Here is a 21,424-nt window from a genome sequence, read left to right on the forward strand (position 1 = left end):
GATAATAATATTATTTATTATAAATATATAATTTAAGTATTATATAGTATAAGAATTAAAAAAAGGAATATTTTGAGTTTATGAAAAAGATAACCCACTTTACATTAATTACACCATCAATAGTTTTAACACCTATTTTAGCTATTAGTTGTACTAATAAAAATAAAATAAGTAAAGAAGAAAAAATTGAAGCAATAAATAATTATTTTAAAAATCTAAAAATAATTTTAGCAACATTAGAAGCATCAGCTAATAATCCACTTTTTTCATCAAATCCTAAATTTCAACAATTAAAGCAATTGTTAGGACTTTTAAAAACCTTTTCAATTCAACAAAATGAATTCGAACAACTTTTTCAAAAATATATTTCCGCAAATAATGATGAGAGAGAAAATATAGAATCGTCTGAAGAATTTCAAAAAATAAATAATTTGTTAACTCAAACATTAACTATTATTGAACCACTTTGACCAGAATTAATTAAAATTTCCAATATTAAAACGCTTGATATTGTTGATAAAATTTATTTGATAAGTATTATTAATAATCGTGTAATAGAAGTATTCAAAAAAGGACTTATAAATTACATAACCAATAATAAAAGTTAGTAATTTAGCGGTTGTATTTATAGTTTTTTATTTTGAAAAATGAAATTGTATGTATAATATACAAGCAAATAAAATGGCGAATGTGGTGAAGCGGTTAACACAGCGGGTTGTGGTCCCGTCATGCGAGGGTTCGAATCCCTTCATTCGCCCCATTTTTTTTATTTTAATTTATAATTTAACAAATGATAAAACCAGTTTTATATGAAATAAAGAAATCAAAATTTTATAGTTATTGTTTCGATATAACAAATAAAGAAGAAATAACAAATTTAAAAAAGACTTTAAACTTAGAATATAAAAAAGCTACACATATTTGTTATGGATATTCTTTTTTAAACAACGGAATATTAAACGCAGGTTTTGATGATGATGGAGAACCATCAGGCACTGCCGGACGACCTATAAGAGATTTATTATTAAAGAGAAATATACATAATAAGGTTGTTTTTGTTATTCGTTATTTTGGCGGAATCAAATTAGGTGCTGGTGGATTAATTAGATCATACATAAAAAGCGCTAATCTTTCGATTGATGAATTTATAAAAATAAATGGGGATACATAATGATTGCTGTTATTGGAAAAACATGTGTTGGAAAAACTACTTTTCTTAATTATTTAAAGAATAAAGGATTTTCTATATTCATATTAGATGAATTTGTAAATGACTTATATGAAAAAAGTGAAAAATTTTACACTTTTATATTGAATAATTTAGGTGAAAAATATTGCATAAATAACAAAATTGACAAATTAAAAATTAGAACATTGTTTAACCAAAAACCGGAAATTATAGACTTGCTAGAAAAAGGAATTTATCCTTTGATTTTTGAGCATTTTCAAAGTTATTCATATGATTTTGTTGAAATACCAAATCTTGTCAATCAAAAAAATGATTTTTCTTCTTTTTTTTCTTCTATTTTATGCTTAGAGACAAGTAACAAAATTAGGATGAAAAATGCACAAAAAAGAAATGTGGATAAGTTATTTATTCAAGAAATAGATAGAAAAAACGACCCAAAAACGATTAAAAATTTACTTTTTGGTAAAATTCCTATAGTGGATATTTATGCTAATAACTTTACAGATATTGAAAAAATGCAAAAAATTTTTCAATTGCTCTTGCCTATTATTTAAAATACTTATAACACCGTACAAGATAATCAAAAAATAAAGGGGCAAAATCATGATTCAAAATATATATTATCCATTTTTCACTATACAAAATAAAACAACAATTGCGGGTAGCGATTTAAAAAATTTACGTAAATTTTATGCACCAATTTTAGGTAGTGATGCAATATTGTTATATGAGTATTTTAGAGATTTATATATATCTAATGAATCTGAAACAGGTTTTTATGATTATGATAGCTTAACATACTTACTAAACATGGATGTAAAAAGATTAAATGATGCGAGAATTAAGTTAGAATCTGTTTCATTAATTTCTACATTTATTGATGAAATGAATAAAAAAACTTTATTTGTTATTGAAAAACCTTTAGATAGTGTTGGTTTTAAAAAAAACTTAATTTTAGCTAATAAATTAATCAATATTATTGGTAAACAAAATTTTGAACGTTTAGCTGGAAAAGAAAGAAATGTTTATTTATCAAAAGCCGAACATTTGTTTGATGCATCTGCTAAATATGATGAAGTATTTGACAATGATGATATATTTAATTATTATTCAAGTCATGAGATTGACTCTTCTTCTTTAAATACACAACAAATTAATATTGAAATACAAGAAAAACTTGATTTGAATAATTTTGAATTTCCTAATATATATGAAGCAATTTTAAAAACAGATTCAAGATTTTTTATTCCACGTCTTAATGGCCAAATTGTTAGCGAAAGAATTATTTCTTTGATAAAAGAAGCAAGAGAAAGTGGAATGACAGATCCTTGTTTAAATTTAATATTTTTCTATGCTAATGAAGTAAATGGTAAAATAGTCTTTAATTACATAAAAAAAATAGTTTTTGATTTAATTAAAAAAGAAATTTTTTCTTTTGAATTAATTGAAAAATATTTAGATAGTTTATTAAAATACAAAAACAATGTAGCGGTTTCTAAAAAAGATTTATATAAGGCATCATATTTAGAATCATTAAAGAAAACTGATGACATTTATTACTAGGAGAAGAATGAAAAAAGAAATTATCAATGATAAATTATTTTTTAAAACTAAATCTGAATTTGAAAATAAAGCTTTGCAAATTATTCATAGTCACAGACAGATTGAAGATTTAATTATTTCATTAGATATAACAGATCAAGAAATTTTAGATAATTTATTAAATTTTATTAATTTAAAAGAATCATTAGACAATTCAGAAATATATCCCTGGTTTTATAATGTAACAAGAAAAAATAATAAATTAATTTTTAAAAAATATCCTGCTAAAAATAATTATAAATTGGTTGTAACTAAACAAATGAATTTATGACTTACTGAAATTTCAGAGCCTGATCCAGATGCCTCTATTGAAAAAATTCGTACAAGTTCTAAAAATAGGAAACAATTGTATAGTCAAATTATCACTTTAACTAAAGCTATTAATAAGAAAAAACATAAAGGTTTTAAAGGCCTTTATGTTTATGGACAAAGTAGAACTGGAAAAACATATATTGCCCATGCGATGGCTAATTATTGCGCTAGTGAGGGTGTAACAACTTCTTATATTTCAGCTCCGTTATTATATTCATTTCTAATAAAAAATATTAAGAATAATGTTGGAAACATAAATGATGATGTTATTAACAAGATGAAAGAATCTAATATGTTAATTATTGATGAAATAGGTTTGGAAAAAAATAGTTTTTGATTTAGATTTGAAATATTACTAGATATTATTGAATCTAGACTTATGAATAACAAAATCACTGTTTTTGTCTCTCCAATGTCTCAAGAAGAATTAAATAATTATTATTTAAACCAAGATGAAAAAGAAATATATAAAGCTAAATCCTTTATTTCTAAAATAATAAATAATTCCGAACAGTATTGCATTGATGAAATTTCAAATATATAAAATTAATATATCAATTAACTTAAGTAAAAAATAAAAAGTTTACATTAAAGCTATAATTAGCGCTTTAATGTAAACTTTTTTACTATTTAAAATTATTTTTTAATTTTTCTTAGCGTCGGAAATAATAATACATCTCTTATTGAACTAGTTTCAGTTAATAACATTACTAGACGATCAATTCCAATTCCACACCCACCTGTAGGTGGCATTCCATATTCTAACGCTTCAACAAAATCGTAATCTATGTCGCTAGCTTCATCATTTCCATTATTTTTTTCTTCTAATTGACTTTGAAATCTTTCTAGCTGATCAATAGGGTCACTCAATTCTGTATACATATTTGCATATTCTTTAGTATTTATAAACAATTCTGCTCTTTCAGTAAATCTTGGATCTTCCGATTTAGCACTTAATGGAGAAATTTCTATTGGATGACCGTATAAAAATGTTGGTTGTATTAATGTTGGTTCAACTAATTCCTCATATAGACTATTAATAATGTGTCCAACTGTAAAGAATTTCTCAATTTTAATTTTGTGCTCTTTGGCAACATCTTTAGCTTGTTCTAAAGTAATATTTCTAAAATCTTTTCCTGTTTTTTCATTAACAGCATCGATCATATTTACTCTTTTAAATGGTTGTGATAAATCAATTTCAACACCATTATTTATCACTTTAGTTTTACCAAGTTTTTTACATAATTCTTTAATTAATGTTTCGGTTCTATTCATCATACCTTCAACATTTGAATATGCTTCATAAAATTCTATTGTAGTAAATTCTGGATTATGTGTTGTATCATATCCTTCATTTCTAAAAATTCTACCCATTTCATAAACTCTATCAAAACCTCCAACAACTAATTTTTTAAGAGGTATTTCTGTTGCAATTCTCAAAACAAAATCTTGGTTTAAAGAATTATGATGTGTAGTAAAAGGTTTTGCAGCAGCACCTGAAAGATAATCATGTAAAAATGGTGTTTCAGCTTCAATATAATCTAAATTATTAAAATAATCTCTTATTCATTGAACTATTTTTGTTCTTTTTAAAAACCTGTCTTTACTTTCAGGATTCATAATTAAATCAACATATCTATGTCTATATTTTTCTTCTACATCTGTTAATCCATGGAATTTGTCAGGTAAAGGTTTTAATGCTTTTGATAACAATTTAATATTAGATGCTTTAATTGATACCTCATTCGTATGTGTTTTCATTACAATACCCGAAACTCAAATAATATCCCCAATATCAAAAGTTGTAACAATTTTTGCTAATTGAGGGTATGCTTTTTTATTAAAATAAATTTGAATATTATTTTTATAATCTTTAATAACTAAAAAAGGTCCTCTTATTGTCATAATTCGACCAGATACATTTTTTATAATATTTTTATTTTCTAATTCTTCTTTTGTAAAAGAAGCAAATTCATCCTTCAATTGTGAACTATAACTTAATTCTCCTAATTCATATGCTTTTTTATATGCAATAACATTATTTTGTTCATAAAAATTCAATTTTTCACGGCGAACTTGTTCTTGTTCTGTATATTTTGCCATATTTTCTCCTCTAATGTAACGTAATGGATTTAATTTTCTATTATTAATATGTATATTTTAATAAATAATTAAAAATATGTATTAATAAAACTTTTATTTATTTTTAATCTTCAAAAGAATTTTTTTATTTATATAATTAAATTTATAAATTATAAGGAGAAAAATGAGAAAAGTATTTTTAGGTGAAAATCAAATGAATTTTATTGGTGAAGAAATAAAACTAAATGAAGCATTAAATTTGGTTGGAGCTAAATTTGGAGAATTTACACAAACTAAAGTGGAATTAGATAAAACAAAATATACAATTTTAGCAACATTTCCTTCAATTAATACAGGAGTTTGTGATTTACAAATTTTAGAATTAGGTAGACTTAGTGAAAAGTACCCACAATTCAATTATGTTTCATTTTCAATGGATCTTCCTTCTGCCTTAAATGATTATGTTACAAGTCATCCAATTGGTAAAATTGTTATGTATTCAGATTATTATGACAAACAAGTGGCAAACCAATTAGGCTTATTAATTAAGGAAATACATTTACTAGGTAGAGCAATGTTTGTTTTAGATCAAAATAATAAAATAGTATATAAACAAATAAATTCCCAAGTTAAAAATCAAGTTGATTTTAATCAATTGGAAGAATTTTTAAAAAAATTATAGTATTTTAAATGTCAACACCATTTCAGTTGACATTTTTTAATTTATAAAAAATATTTTAAATAATTATAAAAATGTTATAAAATAATAGAGCACGGTCGCGTAGCTCAGTAGGATAGAGCACAAGCCTTCTAAGCTTGTTGTCAGAGGTTCGAATCCTCTCGTGATCGCCATTTTTTTATTTCCTTTTTGTTAATGTTTTCATATTTAAAATTATTAAAAATAATTCTTTTTTAAAATGTTGTTTATTGAATATATAATAAAAAAACATATTTTTTAATACTAATAAAAGAAGGTAACAATGACAACAAGACAATTATTATTGACTAAATGAAATACATCAGGATTTATTTATGAATTTCTAGCAGTTTTTACATTAGTATTTTTTATTTTTATTTGATTATTATTGGCAAGAATGTTAAAAAAAGAGAAAAATAAAATTTTTATAGTAAATGGTTATATTTTAGCAACTTTTTTAATGTTTATATTGCCTTGAGCATCAAGTACTTATATTTCTCAATCACCCGCTAATCCTTTAATCAATCCTATGTTTGTTATTTTGCAATCTATTTTACAAAGTTACGATGTAAATACTATGACTATTGGACAACCTCTTATAAACGGAATATTATATTTAATATCAGGTCAATTACTTGGTGGAATAAGTGGTTTTGCTACATTTTGTTTATTTTTTATACTTATTAAAAAATATTTATTAAATCACAATCAATATGGAGAAATTTTATCCATTTTAAGAATCCCACATTTCTTTAAAAAAACTGAAGAATTTAATTTAGTAGGTCACACGATTAAAGAAATATGCTTAATTGCATTTTTTATTAGTTCTGTACCATTTGTGTTTTATATTAATGAACCTTTTTATGGTGTAAACATTTTTTGGAAACATATTATGGCTCTTGCTGTCATATGATTGATTTTATTTACAGCTTCATTTTTTGGTTTTTTTGCCTTCCATTTAATATTTCCATTAATCGAATTTATTGAAAGTACATATATTTTTATATTTGAATCAAAAAATAGCAAAAAACAATTACAAAATATTTGTGTTATAAATAAAAAACAATATTTAATCGTTATTTATAAATTGACAATAGCTATTTTTTTATCAATCGTTATACCCATAATTATAGGATATTCAATATTAGGGATATCACAAATATCTAAAATCAAATTTAATTTTTAAGGAGTCAAAATGAGAAAAAAATATAATTTATTATTAGGAAGCATTGGTATAACTATGCCATTTACAGCAATTGCTTGTTTTAATCATGCAAAGGATAAAACGTTTGAAAATAACGTTAAATTAGACAATTTAGTAAATCTTTTAAAGAATGAAGATGCTAAAAAATTTTTAAGATTTAAAGACCCAGAAGCATCATTTTCAAAAATTGAATTTGATGATTTTACATCAAATAATTTTATTAATCATCATTTTTATTTTGATTTCAATAAAATTAAAGATATCTTACAAAAAACTTTAAATGTTCCAGAAGAAGAAATAAAAAAATATGATTATGAAATTGATTATCATAATATTAGACAAAATGATGCAAATATTAATCAACTCATTTTTCCTGTAAAATTTAAATACTTTTTTGATGAAAATATTTATGGAAAAGGAATTTATCAAAAAAAATATTTTGATTTTTTAATCGATAATATAAAACTAAGTGAAAAAGAAAATGATAAATATTTAGAAATAAATAAATTGTTTAATGACCTAAAAAATAATGTTAATCCTTCAGATATTAACATAACATTCAATAATAATTATGATAATTCTATTGTGAATTACAATATTGATGAATTGAACACAAATCAAATAAATTCTTTATTTAATTTACAAATACCAACAAAGGTGGAGATGCTGAAGTCTGCAAATCCTAATTTTGTTTTTAAAAGTTTTGTAGAGAAAATTAATTTAGGAAATTTAGATGATAAAATTACATTAAATATTAGATTTAGTATTGGAAAACCTAAAAGTTTAAAAGATTTAAATGAAAGTGATGTTAATTTAGGATTTTCAATCACAACAATACCTTTAAATATTGATTCAAGCAACGCAATATATCATTATATAAAAAATCAAAAAATTAAAAATAATGTAAAAATTAGTATGAAATCTTTTAATAAGTTCAATTATGACTTTAATAATTTAAATTTAAATAATTTTCAATTTGAATCACTAGATCCTAATTATATGATTAAAATTATTAATTATGAGAATATAGATTTAAGAAATGTTTTATTTAATTTTAAATTAATCAACAAAGAGACTTTAAAAGAAACAACTTTTTCCAAAAAATATGGAGTAGGGAATTATACAAATATTTACAAAAAATCTTTTGAGGAACACAATTATAAGGCATATGATTTCAATGTTGATTATGTAACACAAGAGCAATTAACAAGAGTTAACACTTCAATTTTTAATGCTTTTGGCAATAAAATGTATTCAGGAGGTTATGATAGTAATAGGGCTATTTATACATCAGAATACACTACACCAGTTTCTTTACATGTTGGAGAAGATTATTTGGCTCCTTCACTCACTCCTATTGTTGCTCCATATAATGGTGAAATAGTTGCTGCGTATTCATGAAAACCTGATCAAAAAAATATAGCTAGTGATGTTGGAACAACTATTTTAATGAAAGTACCGGTAAAGGAATTAAATTTAACTCCAAAAGAAAAAGAAATATATTTACAAGATAATTTGAATGGCTATATTTATATTGGTTTCATTCACTTAGATCAAAATCAAACCTTGAATAATAATGAATTAGGATGAAGTTCTTCTATCTATAAATCATATACTTATGCAAATCCAACTCCAAAAAACCCTACAATTGTCCAAAAGGGACAAATTATAGGATATATTGGAGATACAAATACGAATGGAGGTTGAATGCCTCATGTCCATACAACTGTTTACAATAATGCTGAAAAATATTACAATAGAAATGGATTTTATACCAAAATTAGAGACAGAAAACGGCGTGTAAATTCATATGATCCTATTAAAAAACATAATTTTGCATCTGCAAGAGTTGATGGAGTTATTTTAGCACCCGGTTTTCCTAATTTCAAAAAAGATATTTATGTTGTAGATTCTATTACTGGTAAACCTATTGTTGATTCGCACACATCTGAAAAAATAGTTTCAGTTGGTGAAAAAGCAATTTTTGCAATCAACCCCATTACAAATCAAGAAAAAAAGGTTGGATTTTTCGATCCAAATGTATTGTTTAAAATACGTGGAGAAGAAAGTTTTAGTTTTGATATAAAAACATTCTTTAATCTTTAATAAAAAACTATACAATTATATTGCGTCTTTTACGCAATTAAACGTTCGCGTAGCTCAACTGGCAGAGCACAAGCCTCCTAAGCTTGGGGTAAGAGGTTCGACTCCTCCCGCGAACGCCATTTTTTATTTTATTTTTTTTAAATCATGTTTCTTCTACTTGTATATTAATTTAAAATAAATTACTATTAAATTAATTATTTTATATATAAACATATTAATGATCAAAAATTAAAATATACATAATAAAAAAATGGCAAATAGCCAAATTTTATCTATCCGAAAATATTAATATTAAATAATACACCGCATATATGTAGTCATATGCTAATTTAAATCCATAAAAAAGACTAATTCGTAAAATTTCACTTATTGTGTCTTTGGTTAAAAAGTCTGATTTATATGTTTGATTTAATTTTATAATTAAAATTCAATCAATTCCCATATATAAACATATTAATATAAATCCAAGACCTACGTATAGCATATACATTGTTTCATTTAAAACAAAGAAACTAACAATCATTAAGACTAGTAATGTTATTGAAATTATTAAAGCCGCAACTCACAATTTATCTAATTTAATGATGTTAAATACTGCTAAAGTTCCCATTAACATCATTACTGCAATTGGTATAAAAAACACTGCAAATGTTTTGAGTCAATCGAAATTTGATAAAGCATATAATAAAGCAGTTCCCAATACAACAGTTCCTAAAAAAATCATATCGATTGTGACAAGGGGCAATAATATTCAAAAATTCATTCTATGACCCATAAAAAATGTAATCATTAATAATACAAAACCAACTATTCCAGCTACAATTCATATTATTGGTCTACTAATAAAAAATTTTCCAATTGTATTTGCGTTTGCAAAAACTATAATTGCTGCTAAAATCGCAATCATCATTGCATATGCAAATCATAATATAGTAGCACCTAAAAAAACGTTTCCTTTTAATGATTCTTTAATTTTGTTTTTTGGTTTATTTTCATATTCATAATTTGTTATTTGTTCATTCATAACAATTATTATAATGCAATAAATAAAAACAAAATAAAAAAAATCACCCTTTAAAAGTGGTGATATGGTTGTCCCAGATAGATTCGAACTATCGCGTGACGGAACCAAAACCCGTTGCCTTACCGCTTGGCTATGGGACAAAATGGTGGAGGGGGAGGGATTCGAACCCCCGAACCGTTAGGAAGTGGGTTACAGCCACCCGCGTTTGGCCGCTTCGCTACCCCTCCATTTTGCTAAAATTAGCATATTTATTATAGACAAAAAAATTTTTTTTACAAACTTTTTTTAAAAAAATGTGTTTTGTCAAAAAAACAATAATCAAAATAAATATAAATTTGTTGAAATTGTCAAAAAATATACTTATACTAACAGATACATTAAGAAAATTAACGATTTTTACATTATTTAATTATTGATATTGAAACAAAAAATTGTTTTTTTGAATAAGCAAAGAGAAACGTGATATAGGCTATATAAAACTTCTTGATTTATTATTTAAAACTTTTGTGATAGCTATAATAGCTGAAACATACAAAAGAAAAACATTACTCCTTCTACTAAACAATTACTTAACAAAAGAATAAAAGTAGAGTAAAAAAGCATTTCGTAATTCAATCCTTTATTAAAACGGCGTAAAAGACTTTGCTATAAACAATGTTCAAACATTTTATGAAGCTGTATAAAATAACAGATAACTCACTTTAAATTTAAATGTTATTCAAAATTAGAAAAAAGTACTAGTGATAATTCCGAACTTTTAAAACAAAATTACTTAAATTAGAAAATTCTTTATCTATTATTATTTTCACCAAAAATCTGAACATAAAAAAATATAACATTTGACTATCATAAGTGCAATTGCGTTTTATTAAGATGAAAAATAACAATTTATTCAAAATAAATTTGAAATCTACATTTATTTACTTTTTTATATTTTCATATTATGAATTTATTATTTAATTTATGTTTTCAATAAGTAGATTTTTTCTTTTTAATTTTAGGTTTTAAAGCAAAGACATTATTTTTAATAATGCCTAAATATATTCCAGCTTTATTTTTTATTTGCTTTTCTATTTCATTTTCAACGTTAGTTGAATTAATTTTGTTAAACTTAACATTTAATATTAAATAATTTTTTTCTATAATTTTTTGAATTTTAAAAATTAAATAAGGATTTAAATGAATTATATATTTTGTAAAACGATAAACACTTATTGATGCTGGAATTGCTAAACTAATAAATATGCCATAAATGCTAATAATATTGCTTCGGCCTTCAATTTTGAAAATTTCTATAGACTTATATGAAATAAAAAAAACAATATAAAAAAATATACAACAAGAAATCAACAGTGGTAAAAATTCATTCAAAATATAATTTGTTCACATTTTGAACAGATTTACAAATGAGATTGTAATACGGTTTTCTAAATAATTTTTAATATTTGGATTGTCCAGAAAATTCGAATCACAATTTATATTTATTATTGCAATTTTTGTTTGAAAATTACATTTTTTATTATTACAAATAACATAATATTTTGCATCATTTCTTTTGAATCAATTATTGTTTAATTTATTTTTATTATTACATTTTTCACATACTCAGTATTTTTGCATTTTTTCTCCTTTCTAAATTTAGAAAAAACAACAGAAAAATTCTGTTGTTAAAATTTAAATTTTACATGCTTCGCATTCGATTCCTTGATCAGTAATTCAATCAATATTTTCAGAGCCTTCTAATACATCTTGACGAATGCGTACATAATATATTGAAGAACATTTAGATTTAAAAGCTCTAATATAAGCTTTATTTAAATCCCTAGTTGTTGCTTTATCGTTCATAAATAATGTTAAAGATATAGCTTGATCAATGTGTTTTTGTGCTTGTGCAACAATATCAATATAAGGATTTGGTCCTAATTCATATGCTCCATCTTTATAGTATTTATAATTATTTTCATCTAATTTATAAGCTGTAGAATAAATACGACCAATTTTACCTTCTTTTCTAACTTCTACGGGAGCAACAACGGGTTGCAATGATGGTGTGCAAGAAGAAAGATACGAAATAGATCCTGTAGGAGCAATTGCTAATAAATGAGCATTAGCTAACCCTGTTTCTTTAATTTTTTTAACCAATTCGATTCAATCTTTTTGTGTGGGTAAATAAATATTATTATTTGCAAATAAATCCTTTATTTTTTGTGATTTAAAGGTATATTCTGATTTATCACATTTTGTATATTTATCAAAATATGACCCATCTGCATATTTTGAAGATTTAAAATTATCATAAGTTTTTTTGTATTCAATTGCTAATTTATTCGAAGCTTTAAACGCATAATAAGCTACTGTATAGAAAAATAGATTAGTAAATTCTAACGCCTCAATAGAATCATAATAAATATGATTTGTGGCTAAAAATCCATGTAAATTCATTGTTCCTAAACCCAATGCTCTATTTGCTTTATTGCCGTTTTTAATAGTCGGCGCACAATCTAAATTACTAAAACGTGCGACATGATCCAATGCTTTAATCGAATAATAAATAGATTCTTCAAATCTTTTTCCTGATTTCATCATTTTATCAATATTTAAAGAACCTAAATTACAACAAATATCTTCACCAAGTTTTTTTATTGTTAAATCCGTATCATATTCTGTTACAGAACTAGATTGAACGATTTCTGAACAAAGATTAGACATAACAATTCTACCTTGATTAGGATTTCTATCATTAACTGTATCATCAAAAAGCAAATAAGGATAACCAGATTCAAAATGCAATTCAGCAATGGTTTGAAATAATTTTCTAGCTGAAATATAAGTTTTTTTAATTTTTGGATTATTTAACATATTGTAATATTCTTTAGTAATTGAAATATCAGACATAGGTTTTCCATAAACTTTTTCAACATGATAAGGAGAAAATAAAGCCATTTGTTCATTTTTCTTAGCTAATTCAAACGTAATATCTGGGACAATAACACCTAGAGATAAAGATTTAATACGAATTTTTTCATCTGCATTTTCTCTTTTTGTATCTAGGTATGACAAAATATCTGGATGATGAGCATGTAAATAAACAGCGCCCGCTCCTTGACGTTGTCCTAATTGATTAGCATATGAAAAACTATCTTCTAAAATTTTCATAACAGGTATAACACCTGTTGCTTGATTTTCAATATTTTTAATTGGAGCACCAAATTCGCGCAAGTTTGTTAAACATAATGCAACTCCACCACCACGTTTTGAGAGTTGCAATGATGTTGCAACAGCACGACCTATTGATTCCATATTATCTTCAATTCTTATAAGATAACATGAAACATATTCACCTCTTTGTTTTTTACCAGCATTTAAAAACGTTGGTGTCGCAGGTTGAAATCTTCCACTAAGTATTTCAATTAAAATATTTTTAATATTGTCAAAGTTTTTATGACCTAAAAACAAAGCGTTCATTAAAGCTCTATCACTATATGTTTCTAAATATTGTTGACCATCAAATGTTTTTAGACAATATGCATTATAAAATTTAACTGCACCCATAAATGAAGGAAAATGGTGATTAAATTCTCCAATGATTTTATACAATTCTTCTAATTGTTTTTTATTTACATGTTCAACAATTTCTTTTTCATAGTAATTATTTTCAACTAAATATTTCATTCTCTCATGTATATTAGAAAATTTTTTGGTTTTAGGAATAACATGAACTTGCATATATTTTTCTACGGCTTTTTGATCGTTCAACATAGAATCTTTACCCTCATTTAATTTGGTTAAAGCATTATATGCTAAATATTCATCCGCCTCCTTAAATCTATTTGTACTATTCGACATTTTTTTACTCCTTTAAATTATTATTTATTTCATAATTTATCTATTTTTTCATTTAACGTATCTACATCATATTTTGTACCGATCAATTCAAATTGATGCAATAAGGGAACTTGCAATTTTGTAGATAAAACGGGACCCGCAATTGCAAATGTATCTCCAAAATTAGTATTTCCACTTGCAACAACTGCAACGCAATGTTTTCTATTTTGCTCATTATTTAAAAATTTAATTACTTGTTTAGGAACACTACCTTTAAAATCACCCAATCCACCTGAATAAGTTGGGCAAATCAAAACATAATCTCAATCTACAACAATTGATTTCGTTTCATCATAAGGTATTCTTGTTGAAGGTAAACCAAGTTTTTCACAAAATTTTTTAGTATTTTCTGAAATTGATGAAAAATAAACAACATGTTTTTCACCAATTGGTTTTCTAGCGTTTTTTAATAAATCGTTATTCATGATTAAAACTCCCAATCTTCATCTTCTGTTTCTTCTGTAACGCCCATAATATATGAACTACCATTCCCTGAAAAGAAATCGTGGTTTTCGTCCGCTCTTGCTGAAAGTTGTGCAAAAACTTCTGGTGAAATTTTAGTTTCTTCTGGTGTAAAAGGAGACTCATACCCACAATTTTGTAAAAATTTTCCTGCATTATATAAACTAAATGCAATAGCCTCATCTGCTAAACCGAAACCGTCATATAAGTCTCTTAAAAAGTCTTTTTCTAAATCGATTAATTTATAAAGAATATCGTAAACAAATTCCTTATATTCTTGTTGTTTTTCTTTGGATAATTTTTCCACCTTTTTACGATATTTATATCCAGAATAATAGTTATGAATAACTTTATCTCTTAAAATTAAACGAATAATATCACTTGTGTTAGGTAATTGTGCTCTTGCAGCCAAATAAAATGGTAGATAAAAACCTCCATAAAGTAAGAATCCAGGCATTAAAGCAGCAGCAATTTTAGATTTTAATGGGTCATCTGAAGTATAAAAAGGAACTAAAAATTTGGCTCTTGCTTGTAATTTTTTGTTGTTAATAACCCATTCATGTGCTTCTTCAATTTCTTCAGAAGTGTTTAAAGTTGAAAAAATTGTTCCATAACTACGAGCATGAACACCAACCATAAAAGCAAAATTTGCATAAATAACTTGTTCATGGTCTGTTAAAGCATTAGGCACTTGTGCTAAATCTCCTAAAGTACATTGAATTGTGTCTAATAAGGTTAAACCTGTAAAGGTTCTAGTAACAAGTTGTTGTCACTTTTTATCCATTTCATTTCACGATTTTAAATCGTTTGAAACAGGAATTTTTTCAGGTAATCAGAAGTTTTGTGTAACTCTATTTCAAACCTCTAAATCTTTATCGTCATTAATGACATTTCAATTTACAGCTCTCATTGGTCCCATTTGTCCATTTTTAACAAAATCTAAAGGATTACGAGATTTTTTATAATAAGCATTGTTCATAAATTTCCTCCAAAATTTTTTATATATTTTTGTTATTTTAGCAAAGTTAAAAACCAAATATTTATAAAAAAATATTTTTTTATTTACTTTGTTTTTTGGTTTTTTTTGCTTATATACTAAAGCAACAATATAAGTAAAAATTAAAAAAATAATTCCATAAATCTATATGAAAAAATATGGAATAGACCAATATGAATTATTAAAAAAATTAAGAATGTTTTGATTTTAATTCATTACATCATTTTGCAAGCAAATCAATAATTTATTAAGTTTTCTTTTCCATAATTTAGTTTGATATTTTTATTTAAAACATTTAATATTTGAAATAACAAAGAATATAATTATATTTAATTGAATAGTTTTTAAAAATACGGGAGTAAAAAATGAATAAAAAAAATGTGACATTAGGTTTTGATTTAGGAGTTGGTTCTGTTGGTTGAGCCATTTTAGATAACGAAACTAACAAAATACTTAAATTAGGATCTAGACTATTTAAGGAACCTAAATTAGCTATTGATAGAAGAAAAGCTAGATCTATTAGAAGATCTATTAGAAGAAAAGCATATAGAAATAAAAAATTTTATAAACTAATTATTAAATATTCAAACATTTTTAGTTTTGAAAATAAAGAACAAATAGAAAAATCTTTTATTTTATTATCAAAAAAATATAACAATATATTAGATTTGAAATTAAGAGGATTAAACAGCAAAATAACAAAAGCAGAATTGGTTTGAATTCTTCATGATTATCTAGAAAATAGAGGTTTTTTCTACACACTTGCGGAGATACAAAAAGATAAAAAAGAACAAAAAATAGTAATTGAAAATATGTTACCAACTGAAAGAATGTATAATTTCTACAAAAAATTTGGTTTTGCTAAAAATCAACATTTATATTCCGAATTTTCAGAATACTCAAAAGACATTTCAAATAAAGAATGAGTAAAAGAATTGAATATTTTGTTTAAACAGCAAGATATTGATCCAAATTTTACAAAAGCTTTTTTGGATTTATTCACAAAAATAAGATCTTTTGAAATTGGGCCAGGTAGTGAAAATAGCGCTAGTCCTTATGGGGTATTTGTTAAAACAGACGATAACAAAATTATTAAAAAGTATAATACGGTTTGAGAAAAAAATATAGGACATTGTTCTATTTATCCTAACGAATATAGAGCATTAAAAAATTCTATACATGCTGAATTATTTAATGTTTTAAATGATTTAAACAATTTAAGAAATTACAAAATTCAAACATTTAGATTGACAGAAGAAAATAAAAAAGACATATTAAATTCACTAATTGAAAAATTTAAATCCAATCAAACAAAATCTACCCCAAAAATTACAATAAAAAATTTTGTTTTAAAACCTTTATTGAAATATATAAATGATAACAACATTAAAATTGAACTAGACAAAAGTGACGATTATGGATTTAAAAATCCTGAAGGTAATGATGTTAAAATTACAGAATTAAAAAACTTATATACAATGATACAAATATTTAAAGAAAATAATAGCAATTTTAATGGCGTAAATGTTGATAATTGAGAAGTATTTGCACACGATTTCGATGAAATATTGAATATATTATCAAAATCTAATGTTGTTGAACAAAGAAAATCTGATTTAGAAAAATTGTCAAATATTAAAAATTATTTTGATAAAGAAGAACAAAAAGATAAAACAATTGATTTAATATCTCAAAATAACACTCTCAAAATTAGCAATACATCTGATTTGTCAATTAAATGCTATAAAGAATTTATACCTTTATTATTACAAAGCAATAGAAATTTTGAACAAATAAAATTTGATAGAAATTTTGGTAATAAAAAAACAAAACAAAATGGTAAATATATAAATGATAAATTTTTAGATAAAGCTATTTTGCCTCCTTCTGTTAAAACAACAATGCGCGAATCTATTAAAATATTCAACAAAATCATAAAATTATATTCAAAAGAATGAAACATAACAAAAGTGGTTATAGAAATGGCTCGTGAAAAAAATGGTGATGAAGTTAAAAAAGCTATTTCCAATCTAAACAAAATTAATAAAAAAAGAAATGAAATAATTGAGGCTAAAATTAAAAGCTTGAAGGGCAATTCAAATAATATATCAGACGCTATAAAAACAAAAGCTTTTTTATATTTTCAACAGGAACACAGAGACATTTACGATGGTAAAATGTTAGATTTCGACAAGGTAATTAATGATCCAAATTACACGCAAATAGATCATGTTATCCCTTATTCTTTAAGTTTAAACAATTCATCAGCAAATAAGGTATTAACAAAAACTTATCACAATCAAAATAAAGGTCAAAAAACCGCTGCTCAATATGTTAAAGAACAAAATACATGAAATTGAAATGAATATTTAGAATTTTGTAATAAAACTTATTTAAACGGAAGTAAGGATATGTTTCCTAGCGAAAAATCACAAAAACAAAAATATCACAATCTATTACTAGAAAAATTTGACAAAAATAAACAAATCGAATTTATGTCAAGAAATCTTAATGATACTAGATATGCAACAAAAATGTTTAAAGATGAATTAATAGATTATGCCCAATCACACAATAAACAATTTAAAGTTGTTTGTATAAATGGAGCTATTACCGGATATATAAGAAAAATTACTAAAAACTATAAAAACCGTGATGACTATTCACATCATGCAATAGACGCATCTATTTTATCTATAATAGCAAATAATACAAAAACATTATTTAATTTATTATCACTAGAAGATCATAGATATCAACCATGAATTAATAATGATAATTCCATTTCAAAAATAGACAAAGTGACTGGTGAAATAATACAGATTAACTCAAAATTTGAAAAGAAAAAAATGTATGATATTGAAAATATTAAAAATTTAGTTAAAAATAGTTTAAACAATATTGACTCTAAAGTTCAATTTTCAAGAAAACAAGAACCCAAAAATAATGCTCAATTATTTAATATAAACTTATATGGCTCCAAAGTTATTGATAACAATATATGAAAAATACAAAAAATTAAATTACTTGAAGCAACTAATAAAGATTTAGAAAAATGATTTAATGAAAAAACAAATAAAAAAGAGCAACTATTGATATATAAACATAGTAAAAAAGAATATGAAAAAATTCAAAATATTTTTTTAAGTTTTCAAAATGAAAATAAACCTTTTTTATCTTATATGAACTCCTTATATATTACATTCCCTAACGAATTCACCAAAGAAGCAATTCAAATATTGGTAAATGAAGGTAAACTACTTATTTACGATTGTATAAGTAGAAAAAAGAGTATTATTGGGAATTTAAAATATTTAGAATCAAAAATTCCAAATGAAAATAGTGTTGTATGACATAAGAATTCTAATAATAAATCGTTTAATGACACTTTAAACAGCCTTGGTTGTTTAATTTATAAAAATAAAAAAAATAAATATTCCATGTTAGCTGTAAATTCTAATATTTATTTTTTTGGACAAAATAATACAAATTTTTTAGATGAAACATCTTACAAACAAGATAGTTTATTATTATTTAAAAAAGAAAAAAATATTGACATTAATGAAAAACCGCTTTGTTTTTTAAATATAGGCAAAAGTGTTTTGAACAAAACAACACAAGAAATTTTATATATTTGTGGTATCGTAATGAATAATAATACAATAGAATTGAAGTATATAAATAAATCTATGCCAATAATATGTGAAAAAACTTTGAAAAAGCAAAGAATAATAAAAACATGCAATTCTTTTATGAATGAATATTTGCCAATTGATACCGATGTTTTAGGAAATATTTATAAATAAAAAAACCCGGAACTTCCGGGCAAATTCAGCTGCTACCGAAAGGTAGCGCTTTATTTTAAGTTGTACAATATTTGTGTAAGATATAAGTTGTACACAATAATTATACTAAAACTAGGAGATTTTATGAAGAAAATTATTGATGTAATTGATACTAATTATTTACATTTATTTTTAAATAATTTAATTTTTGAAAAAGATGGATCTAAAGTTATCATTCCAACCAATAACATAGATACTTTAATTTTAGAAAACGATTATATGAGTATATCATTGCCGTTAATAAATAAATTAATTGATAATGGTGTTAATTTAATTGTTTGTGACTCAAGTCATTTACCAAACGCTTTATTAATACCTTATCAAAAATATTACAGTGTAAAAAATTTACAAACTCAAATAAATTGAAATAATGAAGAAAAAAATACAATTTGAAAAAGTATTATAAAACAAAAAATTTTAAACAGTTTATCCACATTAAATTATTTAAAATTATGTAATAAAGATGATGAAGCAAAATTAATAAATTATTCGCAAACAATTAAATACATGGATTATTCTAATAATGAAGCGCACGCAGCAAAATTATATTTTAAATGCTTATTCGGAGAAAATTTTATTAGAAGCGATAACGATGTAGAAAAAAATAAATACTTAAATTATGGTTATGCAGTTCTATTAAGTTATGTTGTAAGGTCTTTAGTAGCTAAAGGGTTTGATTGTAGATTAGGCTTATTCCATAAAAATTATAAAAATAATTTTGCATTAGCAACTGATGTTATGGAACCACTTAGATGTATTGTTGATTTAACTGTGTACAATTTTTTTAAAAACAATGAACTTCTAGATTTTGCTGATTACAAAAAAGAATTATTTTCATTTTTTCACACAAATATAAAAGTTTTAAACAAAACTATTTCAATTGTTGAATATATTAATTTAATAATTGAAAAATTTATAAAAAATCAAGAAAGTGAAGAGTTAACAATTGATTGAGGTTTATAAAAGATATATGAGAATAATTGTTATGTATGATGTTTCATTTGAAACAAATGAAGATGTGAAAAAATACAATAATTTTAGAAAAGAATTGCTTAAGCTTGGTTATGTAATGATGCAATATTCTATTTATGTTAAAAATATTGGAACACACACCTTATATAAGTCTGAAAAAACAAAAATTCAAAAAGTTTTACCAAAAAAATCTAATGTAAGAATAATGATGATTACTGAAAAAGAATATCAAGATATAGAAATTCTAAATGGCGAAAAATCATTAAGTGAAATTTATAATAATTTTGAAAGGTATATAAAAATTTAATTATGTTAAAAATAATGAACCATTATATTGAAAATTATCAAGGTATAAGAATTATAGAAACTGAAAACACAGATTTATTTTTACAAAAGTGTTTTATATTTTCTTTTAAAAATGAAGATTCATTTTTACAAATAAATAATTTTGATGTTTTAAATGATGATATTTTAGTTATTAACAATTTAACTAAAATATCTGATATATACAATATTACATCAAAAAACATTTTATATAAAATGATAAATAAATCTGAAAATTTTAATTACGAAAAACTTATTAATAACGAAAATATTTTAAATTTTCAAAATGAAATAAATTCAATATTTAATAATTCTGTTATTGAATACAATTTTGACGTAATTAAATTTTTAAAATATTGTTTTCAAATAAACAGCAAATTATTCTTAGATAAATTAGCTTTACAAACCTTTCTGGAAAAATTTGAAAATAAGACCAAATTAACAATAATTTTAAATAATATTGAATGAATTAGTATTGAAGATTTAGAACCATTTATAACAAAATTCAATTTTATTATTTTGACTAATAATCCAATAAAATTTTTAACTAAATGAGATTATTGAGAATTACTTAGTTTTTATGAATCCGAACATTTTGTAAACATTTATTCTAAGAACCAAATTTTTAATTGATTAGAAAATCTTGAACACAAAAAAATAGACACAAATATAATAAATTGCGATATTTTCTTAGATAAATTATTATTTTTTAAATTAAAAAAT

At 23.7% G+C, this 21,424-nt stretch carries 18 protein-coding genes and 5 tRNA genes; 15 read left to right on the top strand and 8 right to left on the bottom strand.

The window, feature by feature from the left end; translation table 4 throughout:
- The first annotated feature begins 80 nt into the window (after positions 1–80).
- The 6 genes from T388_RS0102535 to T388_RS0102560 all read left to right on the top strand — a co-directional run bounded on the left by T388_RS0102535 (position 81) and on the right by T388_RS0102560 (position 3,647).
- Positions 81–608 (top strand): hypothetical protein, encoded by a 528-nt coding sequence (locus tag T388_RS0102535; RefSeq protein WP_027120751.1) that lies wholly within the window; start codon positions 81–83, stop codon positions 606–608.
- Positions 609–684: 76 nt separating this feature from the next.
- Positions 685–760 (top strand) — tRNA-His (locus T388_RS0102540).
- 30 nt (positions 761–790) lie between these two features.
- On the top strand, positions 791–1,171 hold the full coding sequence (locus tag T388_RS0102545) for a YigZ family protein (RefSeq protein WP_027120752.1): 381 nt from the start codon (positions 791–793) through the stop codon (positions 1,169–1,171).
- On the top strand, positions 1,171–1,743 hold the full coding sequence (locus T388_RS0102550; RefSeq protein WP_027120753.1) for a nucleoside/nucleotide kinase family protein: 573 nt from the start codon (positions 1,171–1,173) through the stop codon (positions 1,741–1,743). The genes T388_RS0102545 and T388_RS0102550 overlap by 1 nt, the downstream gene beginning before the upstream one ends.
- A gap of 49 nt (positions 1,744–1,792) precedes the next feature.
- Entirely contained in the window at positions 1,793–2,752 is a 960-nt protein-coding gene (locus T388_RS0102555) for a DnaD domain protein (RefSeq protein WP_027120754.1), read from the top strand.
- Between the two features lie 7 nt (positions 2,753–2,759).
- Entirely contained in the window at positions 2,760–3,647 is an 888-nt protein-coding gene (locus tag T388_RS0102560) for a DnaA ATPase domain-containing protein (RefSeq protein ID WP_036456895.1), read from the top strand.
- A gap of 92 nt (positions 3,648–3,739) precedes the next feature.
- On the opposite strand, the gene lysS is transcribed toward T388_RS0102560, so the two are convergent.
- Positions 3,740–5,206, bottom strand: a complete 1,467-nt coding sequence (lysS, locus tag T388_RS0102565; protein ID WP_027120756.1) for a lysine--tRNA ligase — start codon at positions 5,204–5,206, stop codon at positions 3,740–3,742.
- 163 nt (positions 5,207–5,369) lie between these two features.
- On the opposite strand from lysS, the gene T388_RS0102570 reads away from it, so the two are divergent.
- The 5 genes from T388_RS0102570 (at position 5,370) to T388_RS0102590 (ending at position 9,311) form a co-directional block, all read left to right on the top strand.
- On the top strand, positions 5,370–5,867 hold the full coding sequence (locus T388_RS0102570) for a redoxin domain-containing protein (protein ID WP_027120757.1): 498 nt from the start codon (positions 5,370–5,372) through the stop codon (positions 5,865–5,867).
- Between the two features lie 93 nt (positions 5,868–5,960).
- Positions 5,961–6,037, top strand: a tRNA-Arg gene (locus T388_RS0102575).
- A gap of 128 nt (positions 6,038–6,165) precedes the next feature.
- Complete coding sequence (locus T388_RS0102580; protein WP_027120758.1) at positions 6,166–7,068, top strand: MAG4940 family membrane protein; 903 nt, start codon at positions 6,166–6,168, stop codon at positions 7,066–7,068.
- 9 nt (positions 7,069–7,077) lie between these two features.
- Positions 7,078–9,192 (top strand): MSC_0775 family lipoprotein, encoded by a 2,115-nt coding sequence (locus T388_RS0102585; RefSeq protein ID WP_027120759.1) that lies wholly within the window; start codon positions 7,078–7,080, stop codon positions 9,190–9,192.
- 43 nt (positions 9,193–9,235) lie between these two features.
- A tRNA-Arg gene (locus T388_RS0102590) sits at positions 9,236–9,311 on the top strand.
- Between the two features lie 149 nt (positions 9,312–9,460).
- Here the strand turns inward: T388_RS0102590 and T388_RS03860 are convergent.
- The 7 genes from T388_RS03860 to nrdF form a co-directional block, all read right to left on the bottom strand.
- On the bottom strand, positions 9,461–10,216 hold the full coding sequence (locus T388_RS03860) for an MAG0110 family membrane protein (RefSeq protein WP_084489761.1): 756 nt from the start codon (positions 10,214–10,216) through the stop codon (positions 9,461–9,463).
- A gap of 65 nt (positions 10,217–10,281) precedes the next feature.
- A tRNA-Gln gene (locus T388_RS0102600) sits at positions 10,282–10,356 on the bottom strand.
- Between the two features lie 3 nt (positions 10,357–10,359).
- Positions 10,360–10,443 (bottom strand) — tRNA-Tyr (locus T388_RS0102605).
- Between the two features lie 661 nt (positions 10,444–11,104).
- Positions 11,105–11,836 carry a hypothetical protein gene (locus tag T388_RS0102610; protein WP_027120760.1) on the bottom strand — a complete coding sequence of 244 codons (732 nt, stop codon included), beginning with the start codon at positions 11,834–11,836 and terminating at the stop codon, positions 11,105–11,107.
- Positions 11,837–11,890: 54 nt separating this feature from the next.
- Entirely contained in the window at positions 11,891–14,062 is a 2,172-nt protein-coding gene (nrdE, locus tag T388_RS0102615; protein WP_027120761.1) for a class 1b ribonucleoside-diphosphate reductase subunit alpha, read from the bottom strand.
- A 20-nt stretch (positions 14,063–14,082) separates the two neighbouring features.
- Positions 14,083–14,526, bottom strand: a complete 444-nt coding sequence (gene nrdI / locus T388_RS0102620) for a class Ib ribonucleoside-diphosphate reductase assembly flavoprotein NrdI (protein WP_027120762.1) — start codon at positions 14,524–14,526, stop codon at positions 14,083–14,085.
- A 2-nt stretch (positions 14,527–14,528) separates the two neighbouring features.
- Complete coding sequence (gene nrdF, locus T388_RS0102625) at positions 14,529–15,542, bottom strand: class 1b ribonucleoside-diphosphate reductase subunit beta (RefSeq protein WP_036456899.1); 1,014 nt, start codon at positions 15,540–15,542, stop codon at positions 14,529–14,531.
- A gap of 383 nt (positions 15,543–15,925) precedes the next feature.
- Here nrdF and cas9 point away from each other — a divergent pair, with 383 nt between their 5' ends.
- From cas9 to T388_RS0102645, 4 genes are all read left to right on the top strand, one after another.
- Entirely contained in the window at positions 15,926–19,366 is a 3,441-nt protein-coding gene (gene cas9 / locus T388_RS0102630) for a type II CRISPR RNA-guided endonuclease Cas9 (RefSeq protein WP_027120764.1), read from the top strand.
- Between the two features lie 123 nt (positions 19,367–19,489).
- Entirely contained in the window at positions 19,490–20,368 is an 879-nt protein-coding gene (gene cas1, locus T388_RS0102635; RefSeq protein ID WP_036456902.1) for a type II CRISPR-associated endonuclease Cas1, read from the top strand.
- A gap of 7 nt (positions 20,369–20,375) precedes the next feature.
- Entirely contained in the window at positions 20,376–20,684 is a 309-nt protein-coding gene (cas2, locus tag T388_RS0102640) for a CRISPR-associated endonuclease Cas2 (protein ID WP_036456921.1), read from the top strand.
- 14 nt (positions 20,685–20,698) lie between these two features.
- On the top strand, positions 20,699–21,424 hold a 726-nt coding region (locus T388_RS0102645; RefSeq protein ID WP_156930251.1), incomplete at its 3' end, for a hypothetical protein.

The sequence above is a fragment of the Mycoplasmopsis lipofaciens ATCC 35015 genome (assembly GCF_000686585.1).
In the GTDB taxonomy this organism is placed as follows: Bacteria; Bacillota_I; Bacilli_A; order Mycoplasmatales; family Metamycoplasmataceae; genus Mycoplasmopsis; species Mycoplasmopsis lipofaciens.